At 30.3% G+C, this 26,478-nt stretch carries 25 protein-coding genes; 13 read left to right on the top strand and 12 right to left on the bottom strand.

Features of this window, described 5'->3' with window-relative positions:
- Positions 1-32: 32 nt before the first annotated feature.
- The gene (gene sucC / locus Q0842_RS09235) at positions 33-1,223 is read right to left on the bottom strand and encodes an ADP-forming succinate--CoA ligase subunit beta (RefSeq protein WP_298497234.1); all 1,191 of its coding nucleotides are present in this window, start codon (positions 1,221-1,223) and stop codon (positions 33-35) included.
- 200 nt (positions 1,224-1,423) lie between these two features.
- Between sucC and lysA the strand changes: the two genes are divergently transcribed.
- The 11 genes from lysA to Q0842_RS09180 all read left to right on the top strand — a co-directional run bounded on the left by lysA (position 1,424) and on the right by Q0842_RS09180 (position 13,590).
- Positions 1,424-2,659, top strand: coding sequence for a diaminopimelate decarboxylase (gene lysA / locus Q0842_RS09230; protein WP_298497230.1), 1,236 nt, complete (start codon positions 1,424-1,426; stop codon positions 2,657-2,659).
- 126 nt (positions 2,660-2,785) lie between these two features.
- Entirely contained in the window at positions 2,786-3,730 is a 945-nt protein-coding gene (locus Q0842_RS09225) for a sterol desaturase family protein (protein WP_298497228.1), read from the top strand.
- Between the two features lie 129 nt (positions 3,731-3,859).
- Positions 3,860-5,782, top strand: a complete 1,923-nt coding sequence (locus Q0842_RS09220; RefSeq protein WP_298497225.1) for a histidine kinase dimerization/phosphoacceptor domain -containing protein — start codon at positions 3,860-3,862, stop codon at positions 5,780-5,782.
- 1 nt (position 5,783) lies between these two features.
- Positions 5,784-6,524 (top strand): LytTR family transcriptional regulator DNA-binding domain-containing protein, encoded by a 741-nt coding sequence (locus Q0842_RS09215; protein ID WP_298497222.1) that lies wholly within the window; start codon positions 5,784-5,786, stop codon positions 6,522-6,524.
- A 374-nt stretch (positions 6,525-6,898) separates the two neighbouring features.
- Positions 6,899-7,837: an NAD-dependent epimerase/dehydratase family protein gene (locus tag Q0842_RS09210; protein WP_298497219.1), complete on the top strand. Its 939-nt coding sequence runs from the start codon at positions 6,899-6,901 to the stop codon at positions 7,835-7,837.
- A 12-nt stretch (positions 7,838-7,849) separates the two neighbouring features.
- Positions 7,850-8,302 (top strand): hypothetical protein, encoded by a 453-nt coding sequence (locus Q0842_RS09205; protein WP_298497217.1) that lies wholly within the window; start codon positions 7,850-7,852, stop codon positions 8,300-8,302.
- Positions 8,303-8,327: 25 nt separating this feature from the next.
- On the top strand, positions 8,328-9,272 hold the full coding sequence (locus tag Q0842_RS09200) for a nuclear transport factor 2 family protein (protein ID WP_298497214.1): 945 nt from the start codon (positions 8,328-8,330) through the stop codon (positions 9,270-9,272).
- 131 nt (positions 9,273-9,403) lie between these two features.
- Entirely contained in the window at positions 9,404-10,243 is an 840-nt protein-coding gene (locus tag Q0842_RS09195) for a nuclear transport factor 2 family protein (RefSeq protein ID WP_298497212.1), read from the top strand.
- A 23-nt stretch (positions 10,244-10,266) separates the two neighbouring features.
- On the top strand, positions 10,267-10,770 hold the full coding sequence (locus Q0842_RS09190) for a Rid family hydrolase (RefSeq protein ID WP_298497210.1): 504 nt from the start codon (positions 10,267-10,269) through the stop codon (positions 10,768-10,770).
- 331 nt (positions 10,771-11,101) lie between these two features.
- A complete protein-coding gene (locus tag Q0842_RS09185) occupies positions 11,102-12,283 on the top strand; it encodes a heparan-alpha-glucosaminide N-acetyltransferase domain-containing protein (RefSeq protein WP_298497207.1) in 1,182 nt (393 codons plus the stop codon).
- Between the two features lie 5 nt (positions 12,284-12,288).
- A complete protein-coding gene (locus Q0842_RS09180) occupies positions 12,289-13,590 on the top strand; it encodes an APC family permease (RefSeq protein ID WP_298497204.1) in 1,302 nt (433 codons plus the stop codon).
- 155 nt (positions 13,591-13,745) lie between these two features.
- Here the strand turns inward: Q0842_RS09180 and Q0842_RS09175 are convergent, their stop codons facing one another.
- The 10 genes from Q0842_RS09175 to Q0842_RS09130 all read right to left on the bottom strand — a co-directional run bounded on the left by Q0842_RS09175 (position 13,746) and on the right by Q0842_RS09130 (position 24,196).
- Entirely contained in the window at positions 13,746-14,300 is a 555-nt protein-coding gene (locus tag Q0842_RS09175) for a hypothetical protein (RefSeq protein ID WP_298497202.1), read from the bottom strand.
- 21 nt (positions 14,301-14,321) lie between these two features.
- Positions 14,322-15,734: a M20/M25/M40 family metallo-hydrolase gene (locus Q0842_RS09170; RefSeq protein ID WP_298497200.1), complete on the bottom strand. Its 1,413-nt coding sequence runs from the start codon at positions 15,732-15,734 to the stop codon at positions 14,322-14,324.
- A 236-nt stretch (positions 15,735-15,970) separates the two neighbouring features.
- Positions 15,971-16,822 (bottom strand): PPK2 family polyphosphate kinase, encoded by an 852-nt coding sequence (locus Q0842_RS09165; RefSeq protein ID WP_298497197.1) that lies wholly within the window; start codon positions 16,820-16,822, stop codon positions 15,971-15,973.
- A gap of 49 nt (positions 16,823-16,871) precedes the next feature.
- On the bottom strand, positions 16,872-18,035 hold the full coding sequence (locus Q0842_RS09160; protein ID WP_298497194.1) for a sigma-54 dependent transcriptional regulator: 1,164 nt from the start codon (positions 18,033-18,035) through the stop codon (positions 16,872-16,874).
- Between the two features lie 2 nt (positions 18,036-18,037).
- Complete coding sequence (locus tag Q0842_RS09155; RefSeq protein WP_298497191.1) at positions 18,038-18,937, bottom strand: DUF6268 family outer membrane beta-barrel protein; 900 nt, start codon at positions 18,935-18,937, stop codon at positions 18,038-18,040.
- A 90-nt stretch (positions 18,938-19,027) separates the two neighbouring features.
- Positions 19,028-19,951 (bottom strand): mechanosensitive ion channel domain-containing protein, encoded by a 924-nt coding sequence (locus Q0842_RS09150; RefSeq protein WP_298497188.1) that lies wholly within the window; start codon positions 19,949-19,951, stop codon positions 19,028-19,030.
- Between the two features lies 1 nt (position 19,952).
- Positions 19,953-21,266 (bottom strand): ABC transporter permease, encoded by a 1,314-nt coding sequence (locus tag Q0842_RS09145; RefSeq protein ID WP_298497187.1) that lies wholly within the window; start codon positions 21,264-21,266, stop codon positions 19,953-19,955.
- A 3-nt stretch (positions 21,267-21,269) separates the two neighbouring features.
- Positions 21,270-22,196 carry an ABC transporter ATP-binding protein gene (locus Q0842_RS09140; protein WP_298497185.1) on the bottom strand — a complete coding sequence of 309 codons (927 nt, stop codon included), beginning with the start codon at positions 22,194-22,196 and terminating at the stop codon, positions 21,270-21,272.
- 320 nt (positions 22,197-22,516) lie between these two features.
- The gene (dnaJ, locus tag Q0842_RS09135; RefSeq protein ID WP_298497182.1) at positions 22,517-23,638 is read right to left on the bottom strand and encodes a molecular chaperone DnaJ; all 1,122 of its coding nucleotides are present in this window, start codon (positions 23,636-23,638) and stop codon (positions 22,517-22,519) included.
- Between the two features lie 9 nt (positions 23,639-23,647).
- On the bottom strand, positions 23,648-24,196 hold the full coding sequence (locus Q0842_RS09130; protein ID WP_298497180.1) for a nucleotide exchange factor GrpE: 549 nt from the start codon (positions 24,194-24,196) through the stop codon (positions 23,648-23,650).
- A gap of 148 nt (positions 24,197-24,344) precedes the next feature.
- Between Q0842_RS09130 and Q0842_RS09125 the strand changes: the two genes are divergently transcribed.
- Positions 24,345-25,001, top strand: coding sequence for a YceI family protein (locus tag Q0842_RS09125; protein ID WP_298497178.1), 657 nt, complete (start codon positions 24,345-24,347; stop codon positions 24,999-25,001).
- Positions 25,002-25,120: 119 nt separating this feature from the next.
- Complete coding sequence (locus tag Q0842_RS09120; protein ID WP_298497175.1) at positions 25,121-25,510, top strand: hypothetical protein; 390 nt, start codon at positions 25,121-25,123, stop codon at positions 25,508-25,510.
- An 11-nt stretch (positions 25,511-25,521) separates the two neighbouring features.
- On the opposite strand, the gene Q0842_RS09115 is transcribed toward Q0842_RS09120, so the two are convergent.
- Positions 25,522-26,430, bottom strand: coding sequence for a TIGR01777 family oxidoreductase (locus Q0842_RS09115; RefSeq protein ID WP_298497173.1), 909 nt, complete (start codon positions 26,428-26,430; stop codon positions 25,522-25,524).
- Positions 26,431-26,478 lie beyond the last annotated feature (48 nt).

Here is a 26,478-nt window from a genome sequence, read left to right as displayed (position 1 = left end):
TGCTAATAAAAATTTAGCATAACATACATTTTTTACGACAATACTTGTTGTACTTTATCTGCAGCTTCTTGAAACTCAGTTGCACTCATTACATCTAATCCAGAGTTATCTATTAACTCTTTTGCAATATCTGCATTTGTTCCTTGAAGACGCACAATAATTGGTACGTTTATAGTTCCCATGTTTTTGTAAGCATCAATTACACCTTGTGCAACACGATCACAACGCACAATACCTCCAAAAATATTTATTAAAATAGCCTTTACAGCAGGATCTTTTAATATAATTTTAAATGCAGCTTCAACACGAGCAGCATCAGCTGTACCTCCAACATCTAAAAAGTTAGCTGGTTCTCCACCTGCTTGTTTTATTAAATCCATTGTTGCCATAGCTAAACCAGCACCGTTAACCATACAACCAACGTTACCATCAAGATCTACATAGTTTAAACCAAGTTCTCCAGCTTCAACCTCAATAGCACTCTCCTCACGTACATCACGTAAATCAACATAATTTTTATGTCTAAATAACGCGTTATCGTCTATTGTTACTTTAGCATCAACAGCCATTATTTTATTATCACTCGTTTTTAAAACCGGGTTGATTTCAAACAAAGAAGAATCTGATTTTACATAAGCAGTATAAAGATTAGTAACAAATTTTGTCATTTCTTTAAAAGCTAATCCAGATAAGCCTAAGTTGAATGCAACACGTCTTGCTTGAAATGGCAATAAACCAACAGCAGGATCAATTTCTTCTGTAAAAATTAAATGTGGTGTTTCTTCAGCTACAGTTTCAATATCCATTCCACCTTCAGTAGAATACATAATCATGTTACGACCTGTACCTCTATTTAATAAAACCGATACGTAAAATTCACTAGTTTCACTTTCACCAGGATAATAAACGTCTTCTGCAACTAATACTTGGTGCACGCGTTTACCTGCGGCAGATGTTTGTGGTGTAACCAAATCCATACCAATTATTTGTCCAGCAATTTCTTCTACTTCTTTTAGGTTTTTAGCAAGTTTAACACCGCCACCTTTACCTCTTCCACCTGCATGTACTTGGGCTTTAATTACGTGCCAACTTGTTCCAGTTTCACTAGTTAATTGCTTAGCAGCTGCTACTGCTTCATGTGCATTTTGTGCCACAATCCCTCTTTGGATGCGTACGCCAAAACTGCTTAATATTTCTTTACCTTGGTATTCGTGTAAATTCATAATATCGCTTCTGTTTTAAGAATCACAAATGTAAATAATAGCGTTTACTTACCCTAATATTTATTTACGAAAACTATGATAAATTATCCATATAACCATATTTGTTATATAATTAACAAAATGTTTAATTTGAATTATTTTTTTATTTTTTATTTTTTTATTGAATCAAAGAAATATCTTTGACAAAAATTTAGAATACTATGTTAGATAATCAGTTGTTAAAAATTGCACAAGATTTTGGAAGTCCAGTTTATGTTTATGATGCTGAAAAAATTGAAAACCAATACAAAAGACTTACTTCTGCTTTTAAAGGTGTAAAGAATTTAAAAATAAATTATGCGGTTAAAGCATTATCTAACATATCTATATTAAAACTTTTAAAATCTTTAGGTTCTGGAATTGATACTGTTTCTATTCAAGAAGTAAAATTAGGCTTAGCAGCTGGTTTTTCTCCAGATCAAATTATATTCACACCAAACGGAGTTTCTCTAGATGAAATTGAGCAAGCAGCCAAATTAGGTGTAAAAATAAATATTGATAACCTATCTATACTAGAGCAATTTGGCACTAAACATCCTAAAGTACCTGTGTGTATTCGTATTAATCCACATGTAATGGCTGGTGGTAATGCCAATATTTCTGTTGGACATATAGATTCTAAATTTGGAATATCCATACATCAAATCCCACATATATTACGTATTGTTGAGAATACTAAAATGACCATTAATGGAATTCATATGCATACTGGTAGTGATATTTTAGATATTGAAGTGTTCTTGTATGCTAGTGAAATATTATTTGATACAGCTAAACAATTCAAAAATTTAGATTTTATAGATTTCGGTTCTGGTTTTAAAGTACCTTATAAGCAAGGTGACATTGAAACAAATATTGAAGAATTAGGAAAAAAACTATCTGCGAGATTTAACGAATTTTGTAAATCTTACGGAAAGGATTTAACCTTAGCTTTTGAACCTGGTAAGTTTTTAGTAAGCGAATCTGGTAGCTTTTTAACTAAAGTAAATGCGGTAAAACAAACAACCTCTACAGTTTTTGCTCAAGTTGACTCTGGTTTTAATCATTTAATTCGTCCTATGCTTTATGGTTCACACCATGATATTATAAATATTTCTAACCCAAAAGGTAGAGAGCGTTTTTATACGGTTGTTGGTTATATATGTGAAACCGATACATTTGGTAACAACAGACGTATAAACGAAATTAATGAGGGTGATATTTTATGTTTTAAAAATGCAGGTGCTTATTGCTTCTCTATGGCAAGTAACTATAACTCAAGATATAGACCAGCAGAAGTTTTATGGTACAATAACAAAGCGCATTTAATTAGAAAAAGAGAAACTTTTGAAGATATATTAAACAACCAAATTGAAGTTGATTTTAATTCTAAAAAAGAAGCCGTATTAGCTAAATAATTATTTTTATAATTTATTAATCCTCTTTAAAGCAAATTGTTTTGAAGAGGATTTTTTTTGAAAAAAATGACATTTACCCAAGGTTAGTGATAAAATCGCTTTATTTTTGAAAAAACAGCAATTTTAATGGATTTTACAAACCCGCTTGTATACGGTGTTCCTTGTTTTCTTGGTTTAATTTTAGTCGAATTATCATATAGCAAACATCATAAAGATGAAAAAAATAAAAAACTTTACGACTGGAAAGATTTAGGCGCTAGTCTTACAATGGGCATAGGTTCTGCTATATTGGCTCCACTTACCAAAACTATTGCGGCTATAGTGCTTTTTAATTATGTGTATGAAATTTTTAATCCACTAGTTGATGGTGTTCGCATGAATATCATGGGTTGGGAATCTTTTGGATATGCTTGGTATATCTGGTTAATTTGTCAGTTATTAGATGATTTTAGTTACTACTGGTTTCATAGACAAAATCATAATGTGCGTTTTTTATGGGCTGCACATATTGTGCATCATTCATCAGACAATTTCAATCTAGGAACAGCCGTGAGAAACGGATGGTTCACAATTTTTTACAAGCCCTTTTTCTATATGTGGATACCTGCAATAGGGTTTCCTCCAGAAATGCTGGTAGTTTGTTTAGGTATAGAAGCACTTTGGCAATTTCAATTACACTCTGTTTATATTCCAAAAATGGGATTCATTGAAAAATTTATGAATACACACACTATGCACCAAGTACACCATGCGCAAAACCTTGAATATATGGACAAAAATCATGGTGGATTTTTAAACATTTTTGATAAAATATTTGGTACATGGAAGGAACTAGACGAATCCATAGAAATTAAATATGGAGTTACACATGCACCAAACTCATACAATCCATTAGTTATATTAACCCATGAATATAAAGATATTTGGAACGATATGAAAAAATCCAAAAACTGGTATCATAAATTCATGTATGCTTTTGCTGCACCAGGTTGGAGCCACGATGGTAGTACACTTACCATTAAACAACAACAGAAACTAATAAAATTAGAAAACAGAAAGCAAAATGCTTAACAAATGTTAAGCATTTATTGCTATTCTACTTATATTCAATAAATTATATTAAAAATATTTGCTAATACTCTATATTTTATCTAATATTAGGTATTCTCTCTAAGTCTTTTTAAATAAAAAAAAGACTTTATGCCAAATTTTAGTTTTATATACTTATCTAATTTTAAAACAGCATCATTTTTATTGTTGCTTTGTTTTAAATTGTGTTATACTCAAAACTCATCTATAGATAGCCTAAACCTTATATTTTCAAAAGAAACAAAAGAGGTTAAAAAATTACAATTACTAGAAGAAATTGTAGCTACAGCATCCAATACAGATTTTAAAAAAGCTTTAGTTTATGCTCGATTAGCAATAAATCTTGCAAATAAAACTCAAAACAAAACTTGGCAACCCATATTCAATGAAATGAAGGGGAGAATTCATGCCAATTTACTAGAATTAGACTCTGCTTCATACCACTTTGATAAAGCATATAATGGATATCTAGAAACTGATAACAAAAAAGGACAAGCTACAACACTATTTAAAATTGGATGGATTTATAAAAAAGGAGGAGCAATTGAGCATGCTTTGCAAAGTGATTTAAAAGCATTAAAACTTATGGAATCCATAAAAAACAAAGCAGGTATTGCTGGAGCAAACACTCGGATTTCTGAAGATTTATGCAGACAAGAAAGATACCAAGAAGCCCTAGATTATGCATTAAAAAACATAGTATTTTGTAAAGAAAACAATTTAACCAATGAATTAATTTACAGTTATACAAATGCAGGAAGTGCTACTATAGCAATGAATAACCCTGAAGATTCTTATATATATTTTGATAAAGCACTTAGTTTAGCAAAGAAGTTAGGCATTAACCCAATGAGTATGTGCGATTTTATGAATAATCGAGGAAATGCCTTAAAAAGATTAGGACGTTACGATGAAGCACTATTAGATTACAAAAAAGTTTTAGAACTCTCTAAACAAACCAATTACAAAAATGCTGCAATTACTGTTACAGCTAATTTAGGAGAAATTAATCTTTTAACAGGAAACTATCAAGAAGCATTAAAATACCAACTACAAACCATAAAACATCAAGAAGAAAATAGTGATTTAGCTAACCTTACAGAAAATTATGGGCATGCAAGTACAATTTATGAGAAATTAGGCAATTATCCTTTAGCATTAAAATATCAAAAAAAAGCTAGAATAATGCGTGATAGTACCGCAAAAATACAAAGCGATAAAACCATGTCTAACTTATTAACTCAATATGAAACCCAAAAAAAAGAAGACACAATAGCATCTCAAAATACGCAACTTGCTCAACAAAGGTTAGTACAATGGCTCAGTTTTGTAGTTGTCACTTTACTATTAGGTTTTTTAATTTTTGGATACAGAAGCTATTTGGCCCGCACAAAAACAAATAAATTATTAGAAGCAAAAAATAAACAGAACGAATTATTACTTAAAGAAATTCATCATCGTGTAAAAAACAATCTTGAACTTGTTAAGAGTTTAATTGCACTACAATCAGCCCAATTAGAAGACTCTAAAACAAAAGATGCAATGATTGCAAGTCAAAATCGAGTTCAATCAATGGGCATTATTCATCAAAAATTATATCAAGGTGAAAACTTAGGATGTGTTGAAATGAAAGATTATTTCTTAAATTTAGGAGAAGGTATTTTAGATACATTTAATGCAGATAGCAAAGTTAAAATTGAATATGCTATGGATAATCTAGAGTTAGATGTTGATACAGCAGTACCAATTGGACTAATTGTTAACGAACTTCTTACAAATGCCTTAAAATATGCATTTCCTAAAAATGAGAAAGGAATTATTTCTATTAGTTTATCAAAACCAAACTCAGAAACATTATCACTTAAAGTAATAGATAATGGTATAGGTAAAACTATTGGTATAAAACCTACAGGTACTGGTTTTGGTTCGCAACTTATTAAATTATTAACCCAACAACTTAATGGTGAAATGAAAGAAGAATCCCTTAATGGCACTTCTGTTCTTTTTAATTTTAAACTTGATAAAGCAGCTTAATATGGAATTAAAAACTAAAATACTAATTGTTGAAGATGAAATGATTATTGCTGCAAATATTTCGCTACAACTTATAACACTAGGTTATGAGGTAACAGGATTAGTAACTAGAGGCGAAGAAGCATTAATTCATATAGAGCAACAACAACCAGATATTTTACTTTTAGATATAAATTTAAAAGGGAATATTGATGGTATTGAAACTGCTCAAATTATGCAGAAAACACATAATATTCCCATTATCTATCTAACTGGAAATGCAGATGAAGCTCACTTTAACAGAGCTAAAACAACAAACCCCTTTGCTTTTATATCAAAACCATTCAAAAAATTAGATTTAGAGCGTGCAATAGAATTAACCGTAAATAGGATAAAATCTAAATCACATATAAATAAACCTTTAACTGAAAAATCAATACCTTTTATTTTAAGCGATAGTATTTTTGTAAGGCATTCAGAAAAAATGGTACGTGTAGATATTAAAGATATATTATATATTGAAGCAGAACGTAATTACTGCCGCATATATTCAAAAATCAAAGAATACTTATTGGTAATGACATTAAAAGATTTAGTCGAAAAATTACCGCAACAACATTTTATAAGAGTACATCGCTCCTTTATTATAAATCTCTCTCAAATTGACGAAGTAGCTACAAGTCATATTGTAATTGCTAAAAAAGCCATACCTGTTAGTAAATCTTTAAAAGAAGAGCTACTAAACAGATTACACACAATATAAGTAACATAGGTATTTAGCTAAACGCTTAGATAAGTAAAAAGTACTTTACGGACAACAAAACAATAGTTTCGTCCTATATCATTTGTATTTATCGATGATACTGAGTTACTTAGATACAAATTCTTCCTAATTTAATTTACTAAGCCTACTAATGGCTTATAAATAAAAAAACTAATAGTACCAGTAATAGCAAGTAACGAATCATAAACCTTATTGTTTTTTAGCAATTAAGAGGTTTAAAGCTAAACAATACAATAAAAAGTAACAAGCAAGATATTGGTAATAGTACACAATTAATATAATTATTTGAAAATAAGTTAGTCACTATAAACTATTACCAAATGCTTGCTTTTTTTAACTAAAACAATCTAATTATGAAAAAAGTAGGCATTATTGGGGGCGCAGGTTTTATAGGAAGTTATATAACTAAACGATTTTTAGAAAAGGGTTTTGAAGTAAAAGTATCTACAACCAACATTTCAATAGAAAACAAATATGAACATTTAATGCGGCTTAATTATACCGATCATTTACATATAAGTGAGCTTAATGTTGAAAACAAAAACCAATTACAAGAATTTGTTAAAGACTGCGATATTATTATTCATGGCGGCACACCTTTTCAATTAGATGTAAAAAATCCTCAAACTGAACTTTTTGATCCCACAATAAAAGGGACAGAAAACTTTTTGGAAGTTATAAATAACACACCTAGTATAGAAAAAGCAGTTTTCATAGCATCGGTGGCAGCATGGAATACAAATTTCCCATTGCCTGCTGATGGTAAAAATAATCATGATACCTATAGTGAAAATGACACACCTTTTATTAGTGAAGAAAGCCATCCATACGCACAAGCTAAATTTATAGCCAACCAAACAGTCAATACATTTATTAAAACTCATCCAAATCTAGAGTTTGAAATTACTAGTGTATCTCCTGTAGCTGTTTTTGGAAAATCCTTATCAAAAAGAGAAGACTCTGTATCAACAGGCTTACAATATTTAATTAAAAATAAATTGGCGCCAAATCCTTTCGTTCAAATGTTATTTGACACTAATGCAGAACTAGCTATTGTTAATGTTAAAGATGTCGCAGAAGGTGTTTACAAAGCGGCAACTATTTCTGGATTACATAATAAAAATTATTTATTAAGTAGCGAAACATATTCAATTTCAGATGTATCATTAATGTTAAACAACCAAAATCCTGAAAATTCAGCAAAAATAATTTACAAAAACAAAATGGCTGAACATGATCTAGGATTACCATTTCAATCGGTTCAAAAAACCTTAAATGAATATTCAAACTAAAACCTTAAAAAAATGAAAACTATAAAAATTCAACTTGCAATACTTTTTTTATTGACTTTCACCCTATCTGGTTTTTGTCAAAAACTAGCATCCAATCAAAAATTTGATTTCAAATCAAAGAACCCAGCAGAATGGACATTGGTTCTTGACGCTGTTGTTGCAGCTCCAAAAAATCATAAAATTTTATTAGAAAATGATATGGTTAGGGTTTTGGAAGTTACACTAGCTCCTGAAGAAATTGAAAACTTACATCACCACAAATGGCCAAGTGTTATTTACTTACAAGAAGCTGGTGAGTATATAGATACCGATATTGATGGCAATATCATTCTAGATAGTCGAGAACTTAAAGAACCCTTAAAATTACCTATGACTATTTGGAAAGACTCTGAAGCACCTCATTCTGTTACAAATTTAAGTAAAACACAAACTATTAGGCTTATTCGAGTAGAAGTAAAACAATAATTAATTAACCATAAAATCCTAAACAATGAAAAATCATGTATTATTATTCGTTATTGCCTTATCAAGTATTCTAACTTTTGGGCAAAAAAAAACAAATGGAACCGTATATATTGACCATCCAGCAATTAAGACTGTTGAAGCTATGACAAAAGCATTTGTAGCTGGCGATTCTACAAAAGTAGCTAGTTATTTGGCAGAAGACTTTAAATCCTATAATGGCGTTAGTACAAATACAAACCAAAAAGGACAAGACAAAGGAGCTTTTGCAGGAAGTGCAAAATTCTGGCACAACAACATCGATTATTTTTCAATAGAGCGCACAAAAGGCGCATACCCAGATGCCATTGAATACAAAAAAGACAATGATAAAGATGAGATTTGGGTGCAAACTTGGGAAGACCTTAAAGGTGTCCATAAAAAAACAGGCGTAAAATTTGATATGCCAACCCATAAGTTATTTGTTGTAAATAAAAACAATAAAATACAAACCATTATTAATTATTCCAACGAAAGTATTTTTGATGAAGTGCGTTCTAGTTTTGTAAACAGAACAAATGGTAAAATTTATAACCATCATGATAATATTAATACGGTTCGGAAACTAAATTATGCTTTTGAAAATGGTGATTTAGAAACAACTATGAGCTATTATAGTGATGATGCTACCTTCTCAAACATAAATATGGAATTTGGCGAATCTCAAACTAAAGCCGAAACAAAAGCTAATTGGAAGAAGTTTTTAGACGATTATGAAATTGTAAGTATCGATATGATTGGCTATCCAGATTATTTAGAATATGAAATGGGTAATGGACGTGAAGTTTTATCTTGGTGGAATTACCATTTAATTCGTAAATCTGATAAAAAGAAAATTACTTTGCCTATGCATTTTAGTAACAGCTTTGATGTAGATGGTAAAATAGTATTTGAAATGGGGTATTATAGTCCAACATTATTAAATGCAAAGTAACCAACCAAAATTAAACCAAAAGGCAGCATAATTGTGTTGGCTGCCTTTGGTTTATAATTATCCTACTTTAAATTACTTATTTAATTGATTAAGGAAAATATTCAAACCATAAACCATTTAGAAATAAAACCATGAAAATTTTTAAAACTACCCAAGTACTTTTAAGTCTCTTAATTTTCATTTCATTCCCATTTCATGTTAAAGCTCAAAATTTAGATGTAGAAAAAATGCATGAATTATATGTAAATACAATTAATACAGGAAACATAAATAATTTAGATGTCCTATATACCAAAAATGCTTCTATAAGAAACACAAATGGAAATTTGGTTTCTGGTCTTGAAGATATTAAAGCACAATATAAAGCTACATTTGCTTCAGGAAAATATAACATTACTTTAAAGACAATAGACAAAACTGAGCTTAATAAAAACTATATGTTTGTAAGTGGGGCTTTTATATTTAACAAAGTGGATGATCCAAAAAGTATTCAAAATGGACAATTTGTAAATACTTTAAAAAAAATAAACGGAGACTGGAAAATCTATAAAAGCTATCGCTACGCTATTGCCTTAAATAATACATCAATCGTTAATGATTTATACAAAGCTTTTTCTGTAGGAGATATTCCTGCTGCACTTGATACAATGGATGCAAATATTATTTGGAATGAAGCAGAAGGAAATGCCTTAGCAGTAGGAAACCCTTATCTTGGACCATACGCTGTACTTCAAGGTGTTTTTGCAAAACTACCTGTCGATTTTGATGGTTTTAATTTATCTCATATTAAACCTCACGAAATGAGTAATAACCAAGTCTTAGCCACCTTGCGATATAATGCCATTTCTAAACATAATGGAAAAACACTTAATGCTCAAGCAGCCCATTTATGGACAGTAAAAGATGGTAAAATAACAGCATTTCAGCAATATATTGACACCAAACAGCTTGATGAGATGTTAAAGAAATAGCATAATAATTAAAACTAAAACACATGAAAAAACTAATTAACAATATCAATAAATTACCACTAATTATAATACTACTAACTTTAACTTTTGTAACACAAAGTTGTGAGCAACAGGTAAAAAAAACTATTGTAGAAAATGACGTTCCAGAATATTTTATGCTACGCCCAGAAGTTGAAAAGGCCTATGGATATTCGCATGCTGTTAAAATTGGTAATTCTATTAAAATTTCTGGAGCGGTAAGTATGGATGATGAAGGCAACCCAACTGCTATAGGCGATTTTGAACAACAAATGAAAAATTGCTATGCCGATTTAAGTAAAATATTATCTCATTTTGGTTGCTCTTTTGATGATGTAGTTGTTGAAAACGTTTTTACTACAGACATGCCCAAATTTTTAGAACATGCTGGCTATAGAACAGAAATTTACAAAAAACAATTTCCAACAGGGTCTTGGTTGGGTGTAAAAGAATTGGCAATACCAGAATTTTTGATAGAAATTGAGTTAGAAGTACATAAAACTAATTAAAAACTAAACCCACTTTTTATCACAATCTATTATTTGCTTCAATTGATTTAGAAATTGAAACAGATTGGAATATATAATAAAATGTATATTTCAAATTAACCATTATTAGCTAAAATTCTTCATATTTTGATATTTTATGATTTACTTTTATTGTTGGTTTACCATTTTCAAATTATTGATTAACAAGGTATTCTCCCATAAAAAAAGTATCTTTCAAAATTCAAACATGACACTTAGGTGTTGTGTGGTTAATTATGCTTTTTTTATTATAGTTGCTCAAGCAAGTGATTAACATTTTGTTTATTTTCAATTTTAACAGCAATAAATTTGTATGGCTATAGTAAAATCAACCCGAATAGAGTCCATAGATATTTTAAGAGGTTTAGTAATGGTAATAATGACTTTAGACCATGTTAGAGATTATTTTCATTATGGTTCTTTTTTTTCAGATCCAACAAACTTAGAAACCACTACACCATTTTTATTTTTCACTCGTTTTATTACGCATTTCTGCGCCCCTGTTTTTATTTTTTTAGCAGGAACCTCAGCTTTTTTATATGGTAGTAAAAAAACAAAATCTGATTTATTTAAATTCCTTTTAACAAGAGGAATATGGCTAGTGCTTCTAGCAATAATAGTTAATAATTTTTTATGGAAATTTGATGTTACCTATAGTTTTATCATTTTTCAAGTTATTTGGGCTATAGGCTTATGCATGGTACTACTATCATTCGCTATTTTCTTACCTGTTAGAGCATTGCTTATTATTGGGTTAATATTAATTACTGGTCATAATTTATTAGATGGTATTATTCTTCAAGGTTCAAGTTTTAAATCCATTGTATGGTATATTCTTCATCAACAGCAATTTATTAATATTGGAGATCGGTTTTTTGCATTTGCCTACCCTATTATTCCTTGGTTTGGATTAATTACTTTGGGTTATTGTTTAGGTACACTTTATAAAAAAGATTATAACCCAAAACTTAGAAAAAAATACTTACTAAGTATTGGTTTTACTTCTATCGCTTTATTTTTTATCATTAGAGGGATTAATATATATGGAAACCTAGAACCATGGACGATTCAAGACACAGCAACTAAAACCATTTTATCATTCTTTAGTGTAACTAAATATCCCCCTTCTTTAATTTATATATTAATTACAATGGGGCCATCTCTACTATTTTTATATGCAGTTGAAAATATTAAAAACAAGGTAACTGACTTTTTACTAGTGTTTGGTCGTGTTCCTCTTTTTTATTATTTCATTCATATTTTACTCATTCATGGCTTAGCTATAATAGGTATGTTAATTTTTGGTGGTAATTGGGAACATATGATTTTAACTAAAGATGTTTTCTCTAATCAAAAACTTATAAATTACGGTTATTCCCTTTTTGTTGTCTATATGGTATGGATTGCTGTTATAGCATTACTCTACTATCCTTCAAAAAAGTATATGATATACAAAGCTAATAATAAAGACAAATGGTGGTTAAGCTACCTTTAATAATTATGATTAAAAAAAATACTGAAGGTTTAAAAAGACGTGTTGGTGTTTTGGGGTTATCCGCAAATATTATTAACATCATTATTGGGTCTGGTATATTCGTATTACCAGCTTTAGTTGCTGGTTACATGGGAGCATCTGGTGTAATAGCCTATATATTATGCGGATTACTCATGGCCATGATTATGCTATGTTTTGCAGAAGCTGGAAGTAAAGTAACCAATACCGGAGGCCCTTATACGTATATTGAAACAGCATTTGGTGACCATGCAGGATTTATTGGTGGTTTTTTTGCTGTAGGAAGTGCTTTATTTGCAGATGCTGCGGTGTCAAATGCATTAATAAATGTTATTGGGTCTGCATATCCATTTTTTGAAGAAGGCTGGCCTCGTTTATTATTTTTATTTATTCTTTTTTATGGCTTGGTTTATATTAATATTATTGGCTTAAAACAAGGTATAGGTTTAGTAAAATTTAATACATTAATTAAGCTTATCCCTCTAATTTTACTCATTATTATTGGTTTTAAGGATGTTTCAATAAGTAACTTATATTTTGAAAACATACCAAGTATTAAAACCCTTGGTGAAACATCACTAATTTTATTTTTTGCTTTCCAAGGCTGTGAAACAGGTATCGTTATAGGGGGCGAGGTTATTAATCCAAAACGTACAATTCCAAGAGCCATTTTAATTAGCATAACTATTGTTGTAATTGTTTACATTTTAATACAAACCGTTTGTCAAGGTGTATTAGGTAATGATTTACCAAATTTCACAGCAGATCCTCTTGCTGAAACTGCCAAGGTAGTTATGGGCTCTTTCGGATATACACTTTTAACTATTGGAGCAGTTATTTCAATATTTGGATATATGAGTGGTGCTATTCTAAATAGTCCAAGAATAGTTTATGCACTTTCAAGGGATCAAGTGATACCAATCAAAGCGCTATCAAAAATTCATAAATCTTTTTCTACACCTTATATAGCCATTATTGTTTATGCAACTATTGGTTTTATTCTTTCTATTTCTGGGAGTTTTGAGCAATTAGCAGTTATAGCAAGTAGCTCAATGCTTTTGCTTTATTTAGGTGTTGCACTATCTGTAATTAAATTACGTACTTTTCAAGAATTAAAGCATGATGGGTTTAAAATCCCTGGTGGCTGGCTAGTTCCTATTTTATCTGTTGCAATAATTTTATATTTTTTATCGAATCTGTCAACAAATGAAATGATTGGAACTGCTATAACTATAGCGGTTTTAAGTTTGATTTTCTTAATTATTAAGTTTTTGAAAAGAAAAAATTAACTTTTCATTAAAATAATTAGTAAAAGAAAACAATATCTTGTCTTTATGAGTGGTTTAGATATTGTCATGGTAATTGCTATTATACTATTTGCACGATTGGGAGTCAGGTTAGTAACTGGTTATATTAAAATGAAGAAAGAAAAGGAAAAATAACATTATTCCTTCAATTTTCCTGCAAAAACACTCACCTTAGAATTAAAAGGATTCCCAGAAGCACGCCTTAACATTACCACTTGTCCACAATGCCATAAGGCATCTGATATTGGGCCATTAATTATATTCCAAAAAGGGATTTCTGTATTTTCTAGATTGAAAGGTGTATCTAAATCTTTGAGGGTATCTGAAACTATTTTAAAATTTTCTAATGTTTGTTTGCGTTTTTCTTGAAAATCTAATTCAGCTTTATTTTCGTCTTTATTAGCCATTAAAATACTATTACGAATAAATTTAGAAAGTCCGTAAATGTGTTCTATAGTTTCAGCAGAAGTTCTTCCAGATTCACTAGCTTTAAAATCCAAATCTTCAATTCTTAACCCTTCTGTAGCCCAGTAATATCGAAACCCTAAACCGTCTATCATTCTTGCTGAAACAGTTCCAGAATTGTATGTTTCAGGATAATCCGGAATTTCATGAAACGGCAATTTATTTTCATTTTGCGCCATAACAAAATTTGCTAAAATTAATGCTGATGTTAAAATGAGTTTCTTCATTTTTACTTAAATAATAGATTCTTAATCTTTTATAGGCGTATTATTAATAATTGGGTTTACACCGTATTTATCAAACAAATAGATTAAAGAAGTCATGGTTGCAGCACCCAGTTCCAGTTCGCGTTTATTTACCGCATCAAAAGTATCATTACTAGCATGATGATGATCAAAATAACGTTGAGAATCTGGGCGTAAACCAGCTAAGACATTGCTCTCTGTTTTTAATGGACCAACGTCGGCTCCACTACCACCCTTTTCAAAATAATGAATTAAATAGGGTTTAAAAAGTGGTTTCCAGCTTAACACTTGATTAAATGCGGCATCTGTACAATCAAAACTAAAACCACGAGGTGTAAAACCACCTGAATCACTTTCTAAAGCAAAAACATGGTTTTCTCCATTTTGTTTTGCTACTTCGGCATATTTTTTTCCACCACGTAAACCATTTTCTTCATTCATAAATAACACAACTCTAATACTTCGTTTTGGTGTAATACCAGATTCTTTTAGTAATCTTAATACATCCATAGATTGTACCACACCTGCCCCATCATCATGAGAACCATCACCTAAATCCCAAGAATCTAAATGTCCACCAACAACCATATATTCATTAGGATATTCGCTTCCAGTAATTTCGCCAATTACATTATAAGATTGTACATCTTTTAATTGTTTACAATTTTGTTTAAAATAAAATTTTATGGATTTATCTAGTTTTAACATCGTACTTAATAACTCTGCATCATTTGTACTAATAGCTGCTGATGGTATGCGTCTATCTACAGGCAAATTATCATAAGTCATGCTACCTGTATGTGGAAAATCGTCCATTCTTAAATTCATAGAACGCACAATAACACCTACAGCACCATATTTTATTGCTTCAACAGCTCCTTTATAACGTTGGTTTACACAACCTCCATAAGCTTCGAATGTGCTAATTAAATCGACTTGCATGGGGCGATTATAAAATACAATTTTACCTTCTATTTTTTTTGCCCCAAGAGCTTCTAACTCTTCAAAGTTTTTAACCTCAACAACTTCGGCTTTTAATCCTAATGCAGGAGTGGCTACAGAACCTCCCAAAGCACATATATTCACATTTGTTGTTTTACCTGGTTGGGTTTCAATAAAAGCAAACTCTTTTGCGCCTCGAACCCATTTAGGTACCATTACTGGTTGCAACCAAACTTTATCTAAACCTAATTTATCTAGTTCTTCTTTAGTATAAGCTACTGCTCTTTCTGCCCCTAACGATCCTGATAAGCGACTACCAATTTGGTTTGATAAATGGTTTAACCAATCGTAACTTTTACCGTTTGTTAAAGTTTGTTTATATATTGTTTTAATGACTTGCTCATCTGTTTGAGATGATAAATTTAAACTTAATAGTATTGAAAATAAAACAGTTGTAAATTTTAAAATTCTCATAAAATTATATTTGTGTTTAAAGATAGTATTCTTAAAATTTACTATAAAAATCTTAAACTTAAATTTGTGTTAATACCATAAAACTAATGCGTTAACGATTGCAGCGGCATCCTTTTTGCGAAGTATTTGTGTTATGAATTTTACTGTAAACTAAAAATATTAATTTAACATAATACTCTAAATTTATTACTGCAACGCAAAAGATTTAGCGGAAAGCGTGTTAAAACGCCCAAAAACTATTCGTTATTTAGTTGTTGTTTATACATTTCGATATTGGCTTTAATAGCATCATCTAATTCTGGCTCTTTGATGTCCTTATATGTACTTAAAGTATCTAGCAGGATTTTTGCAACTAGAAATCTTGCAGATGGTTTATCATCGGCAGGAATAGCATACCAAGGTGCATGTGGCTTGGATGTTCTATTTATGGCATCTTCATAACAGAATTGATATTTATCCCATAATTTGCGCTCTTTTAAATCGCCAGGAGAGAATTTCCAGTTTTTTTCTTGCTTACGTAAACGTCGCAAAAGTCTATTTTTTTGTTCTTCTTTAGAAAGGTTTAAAAAGAATTTAAATATTAAAGTGCCGTTTTCTGCAATGTGTTTTTCAAAATTATTAATCTGCTCAAAACGTTTATCCCAAAATGCATCATTAATATCATCTGTTGAATTAACGTTTGGAATATTTTCGCCCATTATATATCCAGGATGTACTCGGGTTACAAGTACGTTTTCATAATGTGTTCTATTAAAAACACCAAATTTTCCTCGAGCTGGAAGTGCGATATAATGTCTCCATAAATAATCGTGTTTTAACTCGAGCTCTGTTGGAACTTTAAAACTATGAACCACAACGCCTCTTGCATTTATATCTTTAAACACCTCGCGAATTAAACTGTCTTTTCCTGCTGTATCCATACCTTGTAAGCATATTAAAACGGCATATTTCCCGTGAGCGTATAAAGTATCTTGTAGTTTAGCTAATTGCTTTCTAACTTTTTTTAGTTCTTTTTCGGCATTGTCAATAACTACTTTTGTTTCTGAATTTTTTAAAGATATGTTTGAAGTTACTTTATAGTCTTTCATAATCAAATTTTATCTGGTTTAAATATATTAAGATATGGGCTTTTTTCTGCTATTTAGAAGCAAATAATTTAACATCTTCCTCGCTAACTTCCGTTCCACCAAGAATAATTAAACGTTCTATAACGTTACGTAATTCTCTTATATTTCCTGTCCAATCATACTCTTGAAGTAACTTTATAGCTTTATCTGAAAATACTTTTTTGGCTGTACCTTGCTCGCTTGCTATTTTTTCTGAGAAGTGTTTTACTAATAAAGGAATATCATCTCTTCGGTCATTTAATGCTGGTACTTTTATTAATATTACAGCTAATCTATGGTAGAGATCTTCACGGAATCGTCCTTCTTCAATTTCTTTTTTTAAGTTTTTATTTGTGGCTGCAACAACACGAACATCTACTTTAATATCTTTATCGCTACCCACACGCTGTACCCTACTTTCTTGTAAAGCACGTAATACTTTAGCTTGTGCAGAAAGGCTCATATCTCCTATTTCATCAAGAAAAATAGTACCTCCATTAGCTGCTTCAAATTTTCCAGCTCTATCTTTATTTGCACTAGTAAAAGCACCTTTTACATGACCAAACAATTCACTTTCTATAAGTTCACTTGGTATGGCTGCACAGTTAACCTCAATTAAATTACCTTTAGCACGATCGCTTTTTTGATGTATCCAATGTGCTACTAATTCTTTACCAGTTCCATTTGGGCCTGTAATTAAAACACGTGCATCGGTTGGTGCTACTTTATCTATAATATCTTTTATTTGTGAAATAGCGTTGCTATCTCCAATCATTTCGTATTTTTTGCTAACTTTTTTCTTTAAGATTTTATTTTCAACAACTAATTCTTTTCTATCTAAAGCATTTCTTACTGTATTTAACAATCTATTTAAATCTGGTGGTTTTGAAATATAATCAAAAGCTCCAAGACGCATAGTATTTACTGCGGTATCCAAATCACCGTGTCCTGAAATCATAACTATTGGTGTTTCTGGTTTAATTTTTTTTACAGCTTCTAAAACTTCAACACCATCCATTTTTGGCATTTTGATGTCACAAAGTACCAAATCAAAATCTTCATTTTTTATTTTTTCAATACCTACTAATCCATCTTCGGCCTCATCAACTTTATAGGCTTCATTTTCTTCTGAAAGAATTTTTACTAGCACACGTCTTATCGCAGCTTCATCTTCAATTACTAATATTTTTGACATAATTATATTTTAAATTTAAGTCCGGTTCTTAAATAGAATGCATTTAAATCATTTAATTTAAAAACTTCTTCTCTATCTTTATTTCTTAATACGTTATTTAATCTAAATGTATAACCTGTATACATATAAGCTACTAAATGTTTAGTAAAGCAATATTCGTACCCAAGTCCCCCAATGGCAACAGATAATGAAATGTGATCGACATTTTGACCATTTATTATTGTTGATTTTTGTAGGTGTGCTAAATATCCATCTAAACCAACAAATGCCTGCATGTTATTTTTTTCATTAAAGGTATACTTTAAATTTGATTTTGGAACACCCGCATTAAAACTCCAATTTTTATTTAAAGCTCTATAATAACTTATAAATGGTAACGGAAAAGGTAATCCTGTAGTTGCATTATAAGTTAGTCCTAAAATTAAACGATACGGACGTTTTAAACTTACACTATTTGTTTTATCATTCACAAAAAATATACCTCCGTTTAAAAAAAAATCATCTGATGTTAAGGATTCTGTTAGTGTTGATGCAATTCGAGGATTAAATTTCACACCAAAACGCCAATTTTCATTCCATTTAAAAGTATAACCCAGATTTAAATCTATAATATGCAACCTATTTAGTTTGGATGTATCAAAAGGATAACTTTCTTCTAAATTAAGAAAAATACGGTTGTACTCTGCCCCTATAATTAGATAATCATCTTCTTTAAGTTTTATAGGGTAGTTTAAAAGTGCTCTTAGCCTTGTATATTGATCTTCTGAATTACTTTGAGGGATAAACGAATATTCTAATCGAGCTAAATCTGTAAGTTGCGCATTAGAGGTTTGAAAAGCTAAGAACATACACAAAATAACAATCCATTTTAGTTCTTTTTTAATCATTTTATTTCCATTCATATTAGAACCTGAATAACGCAATTTTTATTTATTAAAGTTAATGCTATTACTATTTAAATTAACACAAATAGAAAACTTTACTAATAATTTTTAGCTTTTATAAACATGAACATCTCTTTGAGGGAAAGGAATCGTGATATTATTTTCTCTAAATAATCTATCAATTTCAAAACGAATTTCACTTTTAGGAAATTGTGCCTTAAAACTATCGTTAATGGTAAATACAATTTTAAAATCTAGTGAACTTTCTCCAAAATCTGTAAAAACAACGGTTGGTTCGGGCTCACTTAATACACTAGGGTTTGTACTAGCTGCTTGAATTAAAAGTTTTTTAACCAATTGAATATCGCTTCCATAAGCAACACCAACCATTACAGATTCTCTTGTACTAGAACCATTTTGAGTCCAGTTATATAAGCTATTCTCCAAATATAAATGGTTTGGTATAACTAAAACTTTATTATCAATTGTTACAGCACGTGTTGTTCTTAATTTTATCTCATCTACTCTTCCTACTTTGCCATCAATTTCAATAATATCTCCCACATGAACAGATTGATCAATTAAAATAAATATACCAGAAATAATATCTTGAAAAAGGGTTTGTAATGCTAAACCAACACCTATTAACAATGCTGCTGAAGCTGCAAATATAGCGGTAACATTAACTCCAATAGAATCAAAAACAACTAGTATAACAATTAAATAAATTATCCATCTGGCAAAAGAAAAAACAGTTGTAAATTTTGCTTTATCATCTGCAGGCATATGTTTAGTTACCAAACGCCTAACCCATTTTAAAAGATATGTAGTGGCTATTAAGACAAATGCAACTAATAATAAATACTTTACTTTTAGTACTATATCATGAGCATTATCTCCTGTTCCAGATGTAAAATCAATAATTTTATATTCAAGCAAATCTCCTAACTTTTCCCATAAGGTACTTTCAGTTATTGCATGCTCTACTTTATTAACTTGATCTTCAAGTTGGTCTTTTACATGATCTTGCATATTAATATTTAATCCATTTTATTAGTTCTTTATAACTCGGCTTTTTGCCATACATTAAAATACCAACGCGATATATTTTTGCAGCAAACCAAACTGTAAGCATAAATGTGCCTATTAATATTAGTAATGACAAAATTTGTTGCCAAAGAGGTACACCAAAAGGAATTCGCATAAGCATTACAACAGGCGATGTTAATGGTACAAACGAAAATATTGTTGAAACTGTTCCATGCGGATCCTCAATAACAGTAAAGATACCAATATAAACTGCCAATACAAGTGGTAAAATTATTGGTAACATAAATTGTTGTGTATCTGTTTCATTATCAACAGCTGCTCCTATAGCTGCATAAAATGAACTATATAGTAAATAACCACATATAAAGAATAATATAAAAGCAATAATTAAATTGGCTAAGGGCAAATTAAAAAACGCTGTAAATATGTTTTGAATTTGCATATTTATTTCTGGATTCTCCATAGCTTGTTCTACCAACTGCTGCTGTGGTGTTTGCATTTGTGAAATATCAATACCAAGAATTAATGAGGCTACTGTCATTAAAACACCTCCTAAAATAATCCAAACAACAAATTGTGTGATCCCTGCTAATGAGGTGCCAATAATTTTACCAAGCATTAATTGTACTGGTTTTACAGAAGAGATAATTACTTCTATAATTCTACTCGTTTTTTCTTCAATAACGCTACGCATTATCATGTTTCCATAAATTATAATAAACATAAAAAGTAAATATCCTGCGGCACCACCAAAAATTAGTTTTACAACACTATCAACTTTCGATGTTTTTTCGCCTTCAAAACTTTCTTGATTAATATCAATACTTACTATTGAAGCTTTTAACTTTTCTACATCTATACCTTCTTTTATTCTATTTTGAAGGGTTAATTCTGATTGAATTTCACTTTCTAAAGCTGAAATCAATGTTAACGATGGTGATTCTTCAGAATAAAATGTAATATTTTTTGAATTTAAATGTTCTTCTGACACTTCAGAAATATATAATAACCCATACCCTTCGCTTTCTTGTACTAACATTTTAGCATCGTTAAGCGACATGCCTTCAAGATAATTATAAGACGTGTTTTCAGAATTTTTAAAAACATCTTTAATTAATCCAGATTCGTCTAAAATAGATACCACTCGTGTTTTATCATTATTCATTTGTGCCAAATAAGCCACAATAGCTATAAATGCTATAAATATTATCGGGCTCAAAAAAGTCATTACAATAAACGACTTGTTTTTAACCTTAGTTAAATATTCGCGTTTTATAATAAGTGGTAAATGGTTCATAATCTAGTTACTCTTAACAGCTTGAATAAAAATATCGTTTACACTTGGAATAAGCTCTACAAAATGAGATATTGACCCTTTTGAGGTTAAATAACTTAATAAATCATTAGGATTTTCACCTTCCTGAAGTTTGATATTCAACTTAAGTTCATCCTCTAAAGTTTTAAAATTGGCTTTTGATACTTTAAACTTTTCAGACAATTGTTTTTCCAGTTCAGATTGGTTATTTGCTCTAATTCCTACTTGGTAAGTATTAATTTTGTATTGGCGTTTTACATCGACTAATTTTCCATCTAATATTTTATTTGACTTATGAATTAAAGCTATATCGTCGCACAACTCTTCAACCGATTCCATTCTGTGAGTAGAAAAAATAACTGTTGCTCCGTTTTCTCGTAGTCGTAAAATTTCGTCTTTAATTAAATTGGCATTTATAGGATCGAATCCTGAAAATGGCTCATCAAAAATTAACAATTTAGGTTCATGTAGCACCGTAACTACAAATTGTATTTTTTGGGCCATACCTTTTGATAGTTCCTGAATTTTTTTGTTCCACCAGTCACCTATTTCTAAACGATCAAACCAATATTTTAATCGTTTTTTTGCTTCTGCCTTACTTAATCCTTTTAATTGGGCTAAGTAAATGGCTTGTTCACCAACTTTCATTGATTTATATAAACCTCGCTCTTCTGGCAGATAACCAATATCCATAATATGTTTTTGGCTAAGTGGTTCTCCATCCAAAATAACGGTACCTTGATCTGGCATAGTTATTTGATTAATAACCCGTATAAGTGTTGTTTTTCCTGCCCCATTAGGACCAAGCAAACCAAATATACTTCCTTTAGGAATGGTTATTGACACATCATTTAAAGCTTTAAAAGCTCCGAAATATTTAGAAACATTATTAACTTCAAGCAAGTTATTCATGTAGATTTTTTAATTACTTCTGAATGGTAAATATATTAAATGTTTAGTCTAGAAACTTAATGCTTTAAGTAATAATTATGATTTAAAAATTTATGTTTTTTAATGAATTAATCCTCTAAAAAAACAAAACCCACCCTTAATAAAATTAAGGATGGGAAAAAAATTGCTATGAAAAAGAAAAATTATCACTAAAATAAATTAGTGATATTCAAATATAGTTTTTTTTTCTTTACTAATAGCAAAACTGTTAATTTTCTTGTTTTGGAGCAAAAAAAAATCCGCTTTAAAAGCGGATTTTTTGTAAAACTTATAAAGTTTATTTACGAAAACATATCTTTTACTTTCTCAAAGAATGATTTATCTGAACTTTCTGGTTTTGGTGAAAAATGCTCATCTTCCTGCATTGTTTCAAAAAACTCTTTTTGTTGTTTATTAAGGGTTTTAGGTGTCCAAACATTTACATGCACTAATAAATCACCTTTACCGTAACCATTTATACTTGGTATTCCTTTTCCGCGTAAGCGCAAAATTTTACCAGATTGCACGCCAGCTTCAACCTTTATACGCACTTTACCAGTAACTGTATCTATTTCTTTTGAAGTTCCTAAAACAGCATCAGGAAAACTTACATATAAATCATAGTGTAAATTATCACCCTCACGTTGCAATTTATTGTGTACTTCTTCTTCAATAACAACAATTAAATCTCCCGAAATACCATTTCCTGGTGCTTCGTTACCTTTTCCTGAGACTTTAAGTTGCATACCATCAACAACACCTGCAGGTATTTTTATTGATACGGTTTCTTCAGCAACTTTTAACCCTTGTGCATCTGCATCATTTGGCTTTTTATCAATTGTTTGTCCTGCGCCACCACACACATTACACGGTGCAGACGTTTGCATTCTACCTAAAATAGTATTTGCTATACGTGTTACTTGTCCAGAACCATTACAAGTAGAACAAGTTTTATAGGTAGTACCAGGTGCTTGAACTTTACGTTTTACTTTTACTTTCTTTTCAACGCCAGTAGCTATTTCCTCTAAAGTTAACTTAACACGAATACGCAGGTTACTCCCTTTAACACGACGTTGGCCACCGCCACCTCCAAAACCAGAGAAACCGCCGCCAAAACCGCCACCACCAAATATGTCGCCAAACTGACTGAATATGTCATCCATATTCATGCCACCGCCACCAAAACCGCCACCGCCATTCTCGAAGGCTTGATGACCATATTGATCGTAACGTGCTTTTTTATTGTCGTCACTTAATATTTCGTATGCTTCAGCTGCTTCTTTAAATTTAGCTTCTGCGCTTTTATCATCTGGATTTTTATCAGGATGAAATTCAATAGCTCTTTTTCTGTAAGCTTTTTTAATTTCTGCAGCACTCGCGCCTTTACTTATACCTAATACCTCGTAATAATCTCTTTTAGCCATGTCTTAATTTTATTGCCCTATAACTACTTTTGGAAAACGAATTACTTTTTCTCCTAAAAGATATCCTTTTTCAACGATGTCTATAATTTTACCTTTCATGTCATCGTTAGGAGCTGGAATTTGAGTTATTGCTTCATGATTGTCAGCATTAAAAACATCCCCTTTATTCACTTCCATTGGTTTTAAACCTTTAAGTTCTAATGTTTTTATTAATTTTTGATAAATTAATAACACGCCTTTTCGTAACTCTTCAGCTTCTTTATCGTCTTCAATATGTGTTAATGCACGTTCAAAATCATCTAAAACGGGTAATAATGTTTTCATTACATCTTCACTAGCTGTTGAAAATAATTCAATACGCTCTTTTGCTGTACGTCTTTTATAATTTTCGAACTCTGCAAATAATCTTAAAAACTTATCTTTTTCTTGCTTTACTTCAGCTTCTAGTTTTTCCTCATTGGTTTGTTCTTCAACAACCTGTTCTTCAGCTTCAACCGTTTCGGCTTGATTAGATTCTACTTGTTCGTTCTCTAATTCGTTTTTATCTTTTTTACTCATGGTAAATTCAATTTTTTTCAATCTTAAATTTAAGTTGGCAAAAGTACTGCCAATATTATAAAAATGTCATAATGTCATTAAATAATTTTAATTTTTTTTTCAGTTACTATTGACTAATTTTACAAGATAAACACTAAAATATTTTAAAATGAAAAAGAATTTTGTAACAATTTTATTTATTACAGCTTTAATGATATCTGTAACAGGATGTAAAGACAAAGCAAAAGAAGCTACAACTACTGCTGCTGAAGCCGTTGAAGAAACAGTAAACTCGCAATCATTTGCTGTAAATACTAGTACCTCAACCATAGAATGGAAAGGTTTTAAACCAACAGGATCGCATAACGGAACTATTTCTATTGAGCGTGGCGTTTTAGATGTTGCCAATGGTAATATAGTTGGTGGTTCTTTTATAATTGACATGAATTCTATTACTGTTTTAGATATACCTGCAGATGATAAAGGAAATGCAAAACTTGCGGGTCATTTGAAAGGTGCTGACTTTTTTGATGTTGAAAAATATCCAAGTGCAGGTTTTACAATTACTGGTTTAGAAACGGTTGAAGGTAAAACGATGCTTTCTGGAAACTTAGCGCTTAAAGATGCTAAAAATAATGTCACATTTCCTGTAACTGTAACTAATGAGAATGGAACTATAACTCTTACTAGTGAAACATTTACTATTGATAGAACTAAATGGAATGTACAATATGGTTCTAAATCTATATTTGATAATTTAGGAGATAAATTTATTAATGATGATATGGAATTAAAAGTTGTAGTTAAAGCTGCTGCGCAGTCTTAATTAATAAAAACTAGTTATTTTTGAAAACCATCTTGTGAAAACAAGGTGGTTTTTTTATTTATAAGTACCTGAAAATATTTAGATAAACTTAATTAGCTATATTTAGTAAAAAAAGCCCAATGAGAAAAAATATATTAATACTAATTTTAATAGTTTTATCTATTAGCTGTTCTAATAATGATGACAATAAATCAATAAAAGATAACACAATTATAGGCAGATGGCATGTAGTAGATTTTGAAGATACTGTAATGTACGAGTTTACAAATGATTTGAGATACACTATTTACAGTACAGATGGTAATTTTGATGGTTTAGATTCTGCAATTCCAAACCCTAACACCTGGACTAATGTTGATGATGAACTAGTTATAGATTTAAACTTTGGGAATTTTTTAAGAGCTATTCCTAATTTTAAATGCGATGGAAATGTAGTAGATTTAGTATCTCAAAATGGCACTACTGTTTTATTTAGAGAGAATTATATTTTTAACAACTGTAATGAATAGCGACCTAATAATTAAGTTTTAAGTAAATCCTTTAAAGCGGGTTCTAAATAATTATATGTAAAAGAAAATTTATTCTCTACTATTTTTTTTGAGCATACGCGTTGGCTCTCAAATAATAAAATATGCATCTCTCCTAAAACCAATTTCATAAAAAATTTAGGAATATTAGGCATAAACAGAGGTTTTTTTAAAACGCTAGCAGCTGTTTTTGTTAATTCACTATTAGAAACAGGATTAGGTGCAACGCCATTATAAACGCCAGAAAGTTCATTTTTTAAAACATATAAAAACATATTTGCTAAATCGTGAATATGAATCCATGACTGCCATTGTTTACCACTACCAAATGCGGCTCCTAAACCAAATTTTATAGGTTTTACTATCTCTGTTAAAGCACCTCCTTTATTTGATAAAACTAACCCTATTCTTATTTTTGAAACAGTAATGTTAAGTTTTGAAAACTCATTTACAGCCTCTTCCCAAACGGAAACAACTTGTCCTAAAAAGGATGTACTTATTTCATCATGAAATTGGTCGTAATAATTAGTTAAAGAATCTGGATAAATACCAATAGCACTAGCCGAAACGACTTGTTTTACATTGTGATTTATTTCTTTTAGCGTATTAATTAATAACGCTGTAGTTTCTGTACGGCTAGATAAAATCTCATTTTTATAATTAGTTGTCCAACGTTTAGATACCGTTGCCCCTGCTAAATGTATGATAGCATGAACATTTTTAAAACATTTTGAATCAATTTCTTTTTCTTTTGGATTCCAATAGAAACCTTTATAATTTTCTTCTTGAACGAGTTTAGATTTACTGGTTGTTAAGTAGTTAACTTTTATATCTTTTTCATGACAAAGTTTAACAATCTCACTTCCAATTAGTCCTGTCGCTCCTGTGATTAAAACACGCATTTTCTTTTTTTTATAAAGTTACAAAACGGTTATAGGTCTAGCTATGAT

Source organism: uncultured Algibacter sp., assembly GCF_947495675.1.
Classification (GTDB): domain Bacteria; phylum Bacteroidota; class Bacteroidia; order Flavobacteriales; family Flavobacteriaceae; genus Algibacter_B.
The sequence above is the reverse complement of the archived record's forward strand: the minus strand, read 5'-3'. Positions and strand labels throughout refer to the sequence as shown.

What these genes read in the sequence shown, in the direction of transcription:
- sucC (WP_298497234.1), bottom strand. Translation starts at nt 1,223, where the DNA reads ATGAATTTACACGAATACCAAGGTAAAGAAATATTAAGCAGTTTTGGC.
- lysA (WP_298497230.1), top strand. Translation starts at nt 1,424, where the DNA reads ATGTTAGATAATCAGTTGTTAAAAATTGCACAAGATTTTGGAAGTCCA.
- Q0842_RS09225 (WP_298497228.1), top strand. Translation starts at nt 2,786, where the DNA reads ATGGATTTTACAAACCCGCTTGTATACGGTGTTCCTTGTTTTCTTGGT.
- Q0842_RS09220 (WP_298497225.1), top strand. Translation starts at nt 3,860, where the DNA reads ATGCCAAATTTTAGTTTTATATACTTATCTAATTTTAAAACAGCATCA.
- Q0842_RS09215 (WP_298497222.1), top strand. Translation starts at nt 5,784, where the DNA reads ATGGAATTAAAAACTAAAATACTAATTGTTGAAGATGAAATGATTATT.
- Q0842_RS09210 (WP_298497219.1), top strand. Translation starts at nt 6,899, where the DNA reads ATGAAAAAAGTAGGCATTATTGGGGGCGCAGGTTTTATAGGAAGTTAT.
- Q0842_RS09205 (WP_298497217.1), top strand. Translation starts at nt 7,850, where the DNA reads ATGAAAACTATAAAAATTCAACTTGCAATACTTTTTTTATTGACTTTC.
- Q0842_RS09200 (WP_298497214.1), top strand. Translation starts at nt 8,328, where the DNA reads ATGAAAAATCATGTATTATTATTCGTTATTGCCTTATCAAGTATTCTA.
- Q0842_RS09195 (WP_298497212.1), top strand. Translation starts at nt 9,404, where the DNA reads ATGAAAATTTTTAAAACTACCCAAGTACTTTTAAGTCTCTTAATTTTC.
- Q0842_RS09190 (WP_298497210.1), top strand. Translation starts at nt 10,267, where the DNA reads ATGAAAAAACTAATTAACAATATCAATAAATTACCACTAATTATAATA.
- Q0842_RS09185 (WP_298497207.1), top strand. Translation starts at nt 11,102, where the DNA reads ATGGCTATAGTAAAATCAACCCGAATAGAGTCCATAGATATTTTAAGA.
- Q0842_RS09180 (WP_298497204.1), top strand. Translation starts at nt 12,289, where the DNA reads ATGATTAAAAAAAATACTGAAGGTTTAAAAAGACGTGTTGGTGTTTTG.
- Q0842_RS09175 (WP_298497202.1), bottom strand. Translation starts at nt 14,300, where the DNA reads ATGAAGAAACTCATTTTAACATCAGCATTAATTTTAGCAAATTTTGTT.
- Q0842_RS09170 (WP_298497200.1), bottom strand. Translation starts at nt 15,734, where the DNA reads ATGAGAATTTTAAAATTTACAACTGTTTTATTTTCAATACTATTAAGT.
- Q0842_RS09165 (WP_298497197.1), bottom strand. Translation starts at nt 16,822, where the DNA reads ATGAAAGACTATAAAGTAACTTCAAACATATCTTTAAAAAATTCAGAA.
- Q0842_RS09160 (WP_298497194.1), bottom strand. Translation starts at nt 18,035, where the DNA reads ATGTCAAAAATATTAGTAATTGAAGATGAAGCTGCGATAAGACGTGTG.
- Q0842_RS09155 (WP_298497191.1), bottom strand. Translation starts at nt 18,937, where the DNA reads ATGAATGGAAATAAAATGATTAAAAAAGAACTAAAATGGATTGTTATT.
- Q0842_RS09150 (WP_298497188.1), bottom strand. Translation starts at nt 19,951, where the DNA reads ATGCAAGATCATGTAAAAGACCAACTTGAAGATCAAGTTAATAAAGTA.
- Q0842_RS09145 (WP_298497187.1), bottom strand. Translation starts at nt 21,266, where the DNA reads ATGAACCATTTACCACTTATTATAAAACGCGAATATTTAACTAAGGTT.
- Q0842_RS09140 (WP_298497185.1), bottom strand. Translation starts at nt 22,196, where the DNA reads ATGAATAACTTGCTTGAAGTTAATAATGTTTCTAAATATTTCGGAGCT.
- dnaJ (WP_298497182.1), bottom strand. Translation starts at nt 23,638, where the DNA reads ATGGCTAAAAGAGATTATTACGAGGTATTAGGTATAAGTAAAGGCGCG.
- Q0842_RS09130 (WP_298497180.1), bottom strand. Translation starts at nt 24,196, where the DNA reads ATGAGTAAAAAAGATAAAAACGAATTAGAGAACGAACAAGTAGAATCT.
- Q0842_RS09125 (WP_298497178.1), top strand. Translation starts at nt 24,345, where the DNA reads ATGAAAAAGAATTTTGTAACAATTTTATTTATTACAGCTTTAATGATA.
- Q0842_RS09120 (WP_298497175.1), top strand. Translation starts at nt 25,121, where the DNA reads ATGAGAAAAAATATATTAATACTAATTTTAATAGTTTTATCTATTAGC.
- Q0842_RS09115 (WP_298497173.1), bottom strand. Translation starts at nt 26,430, where the DNA reads ATGCGTGTTTTAATCACAGGAGCGACAGGACTAATTGGAAGTGAGATT.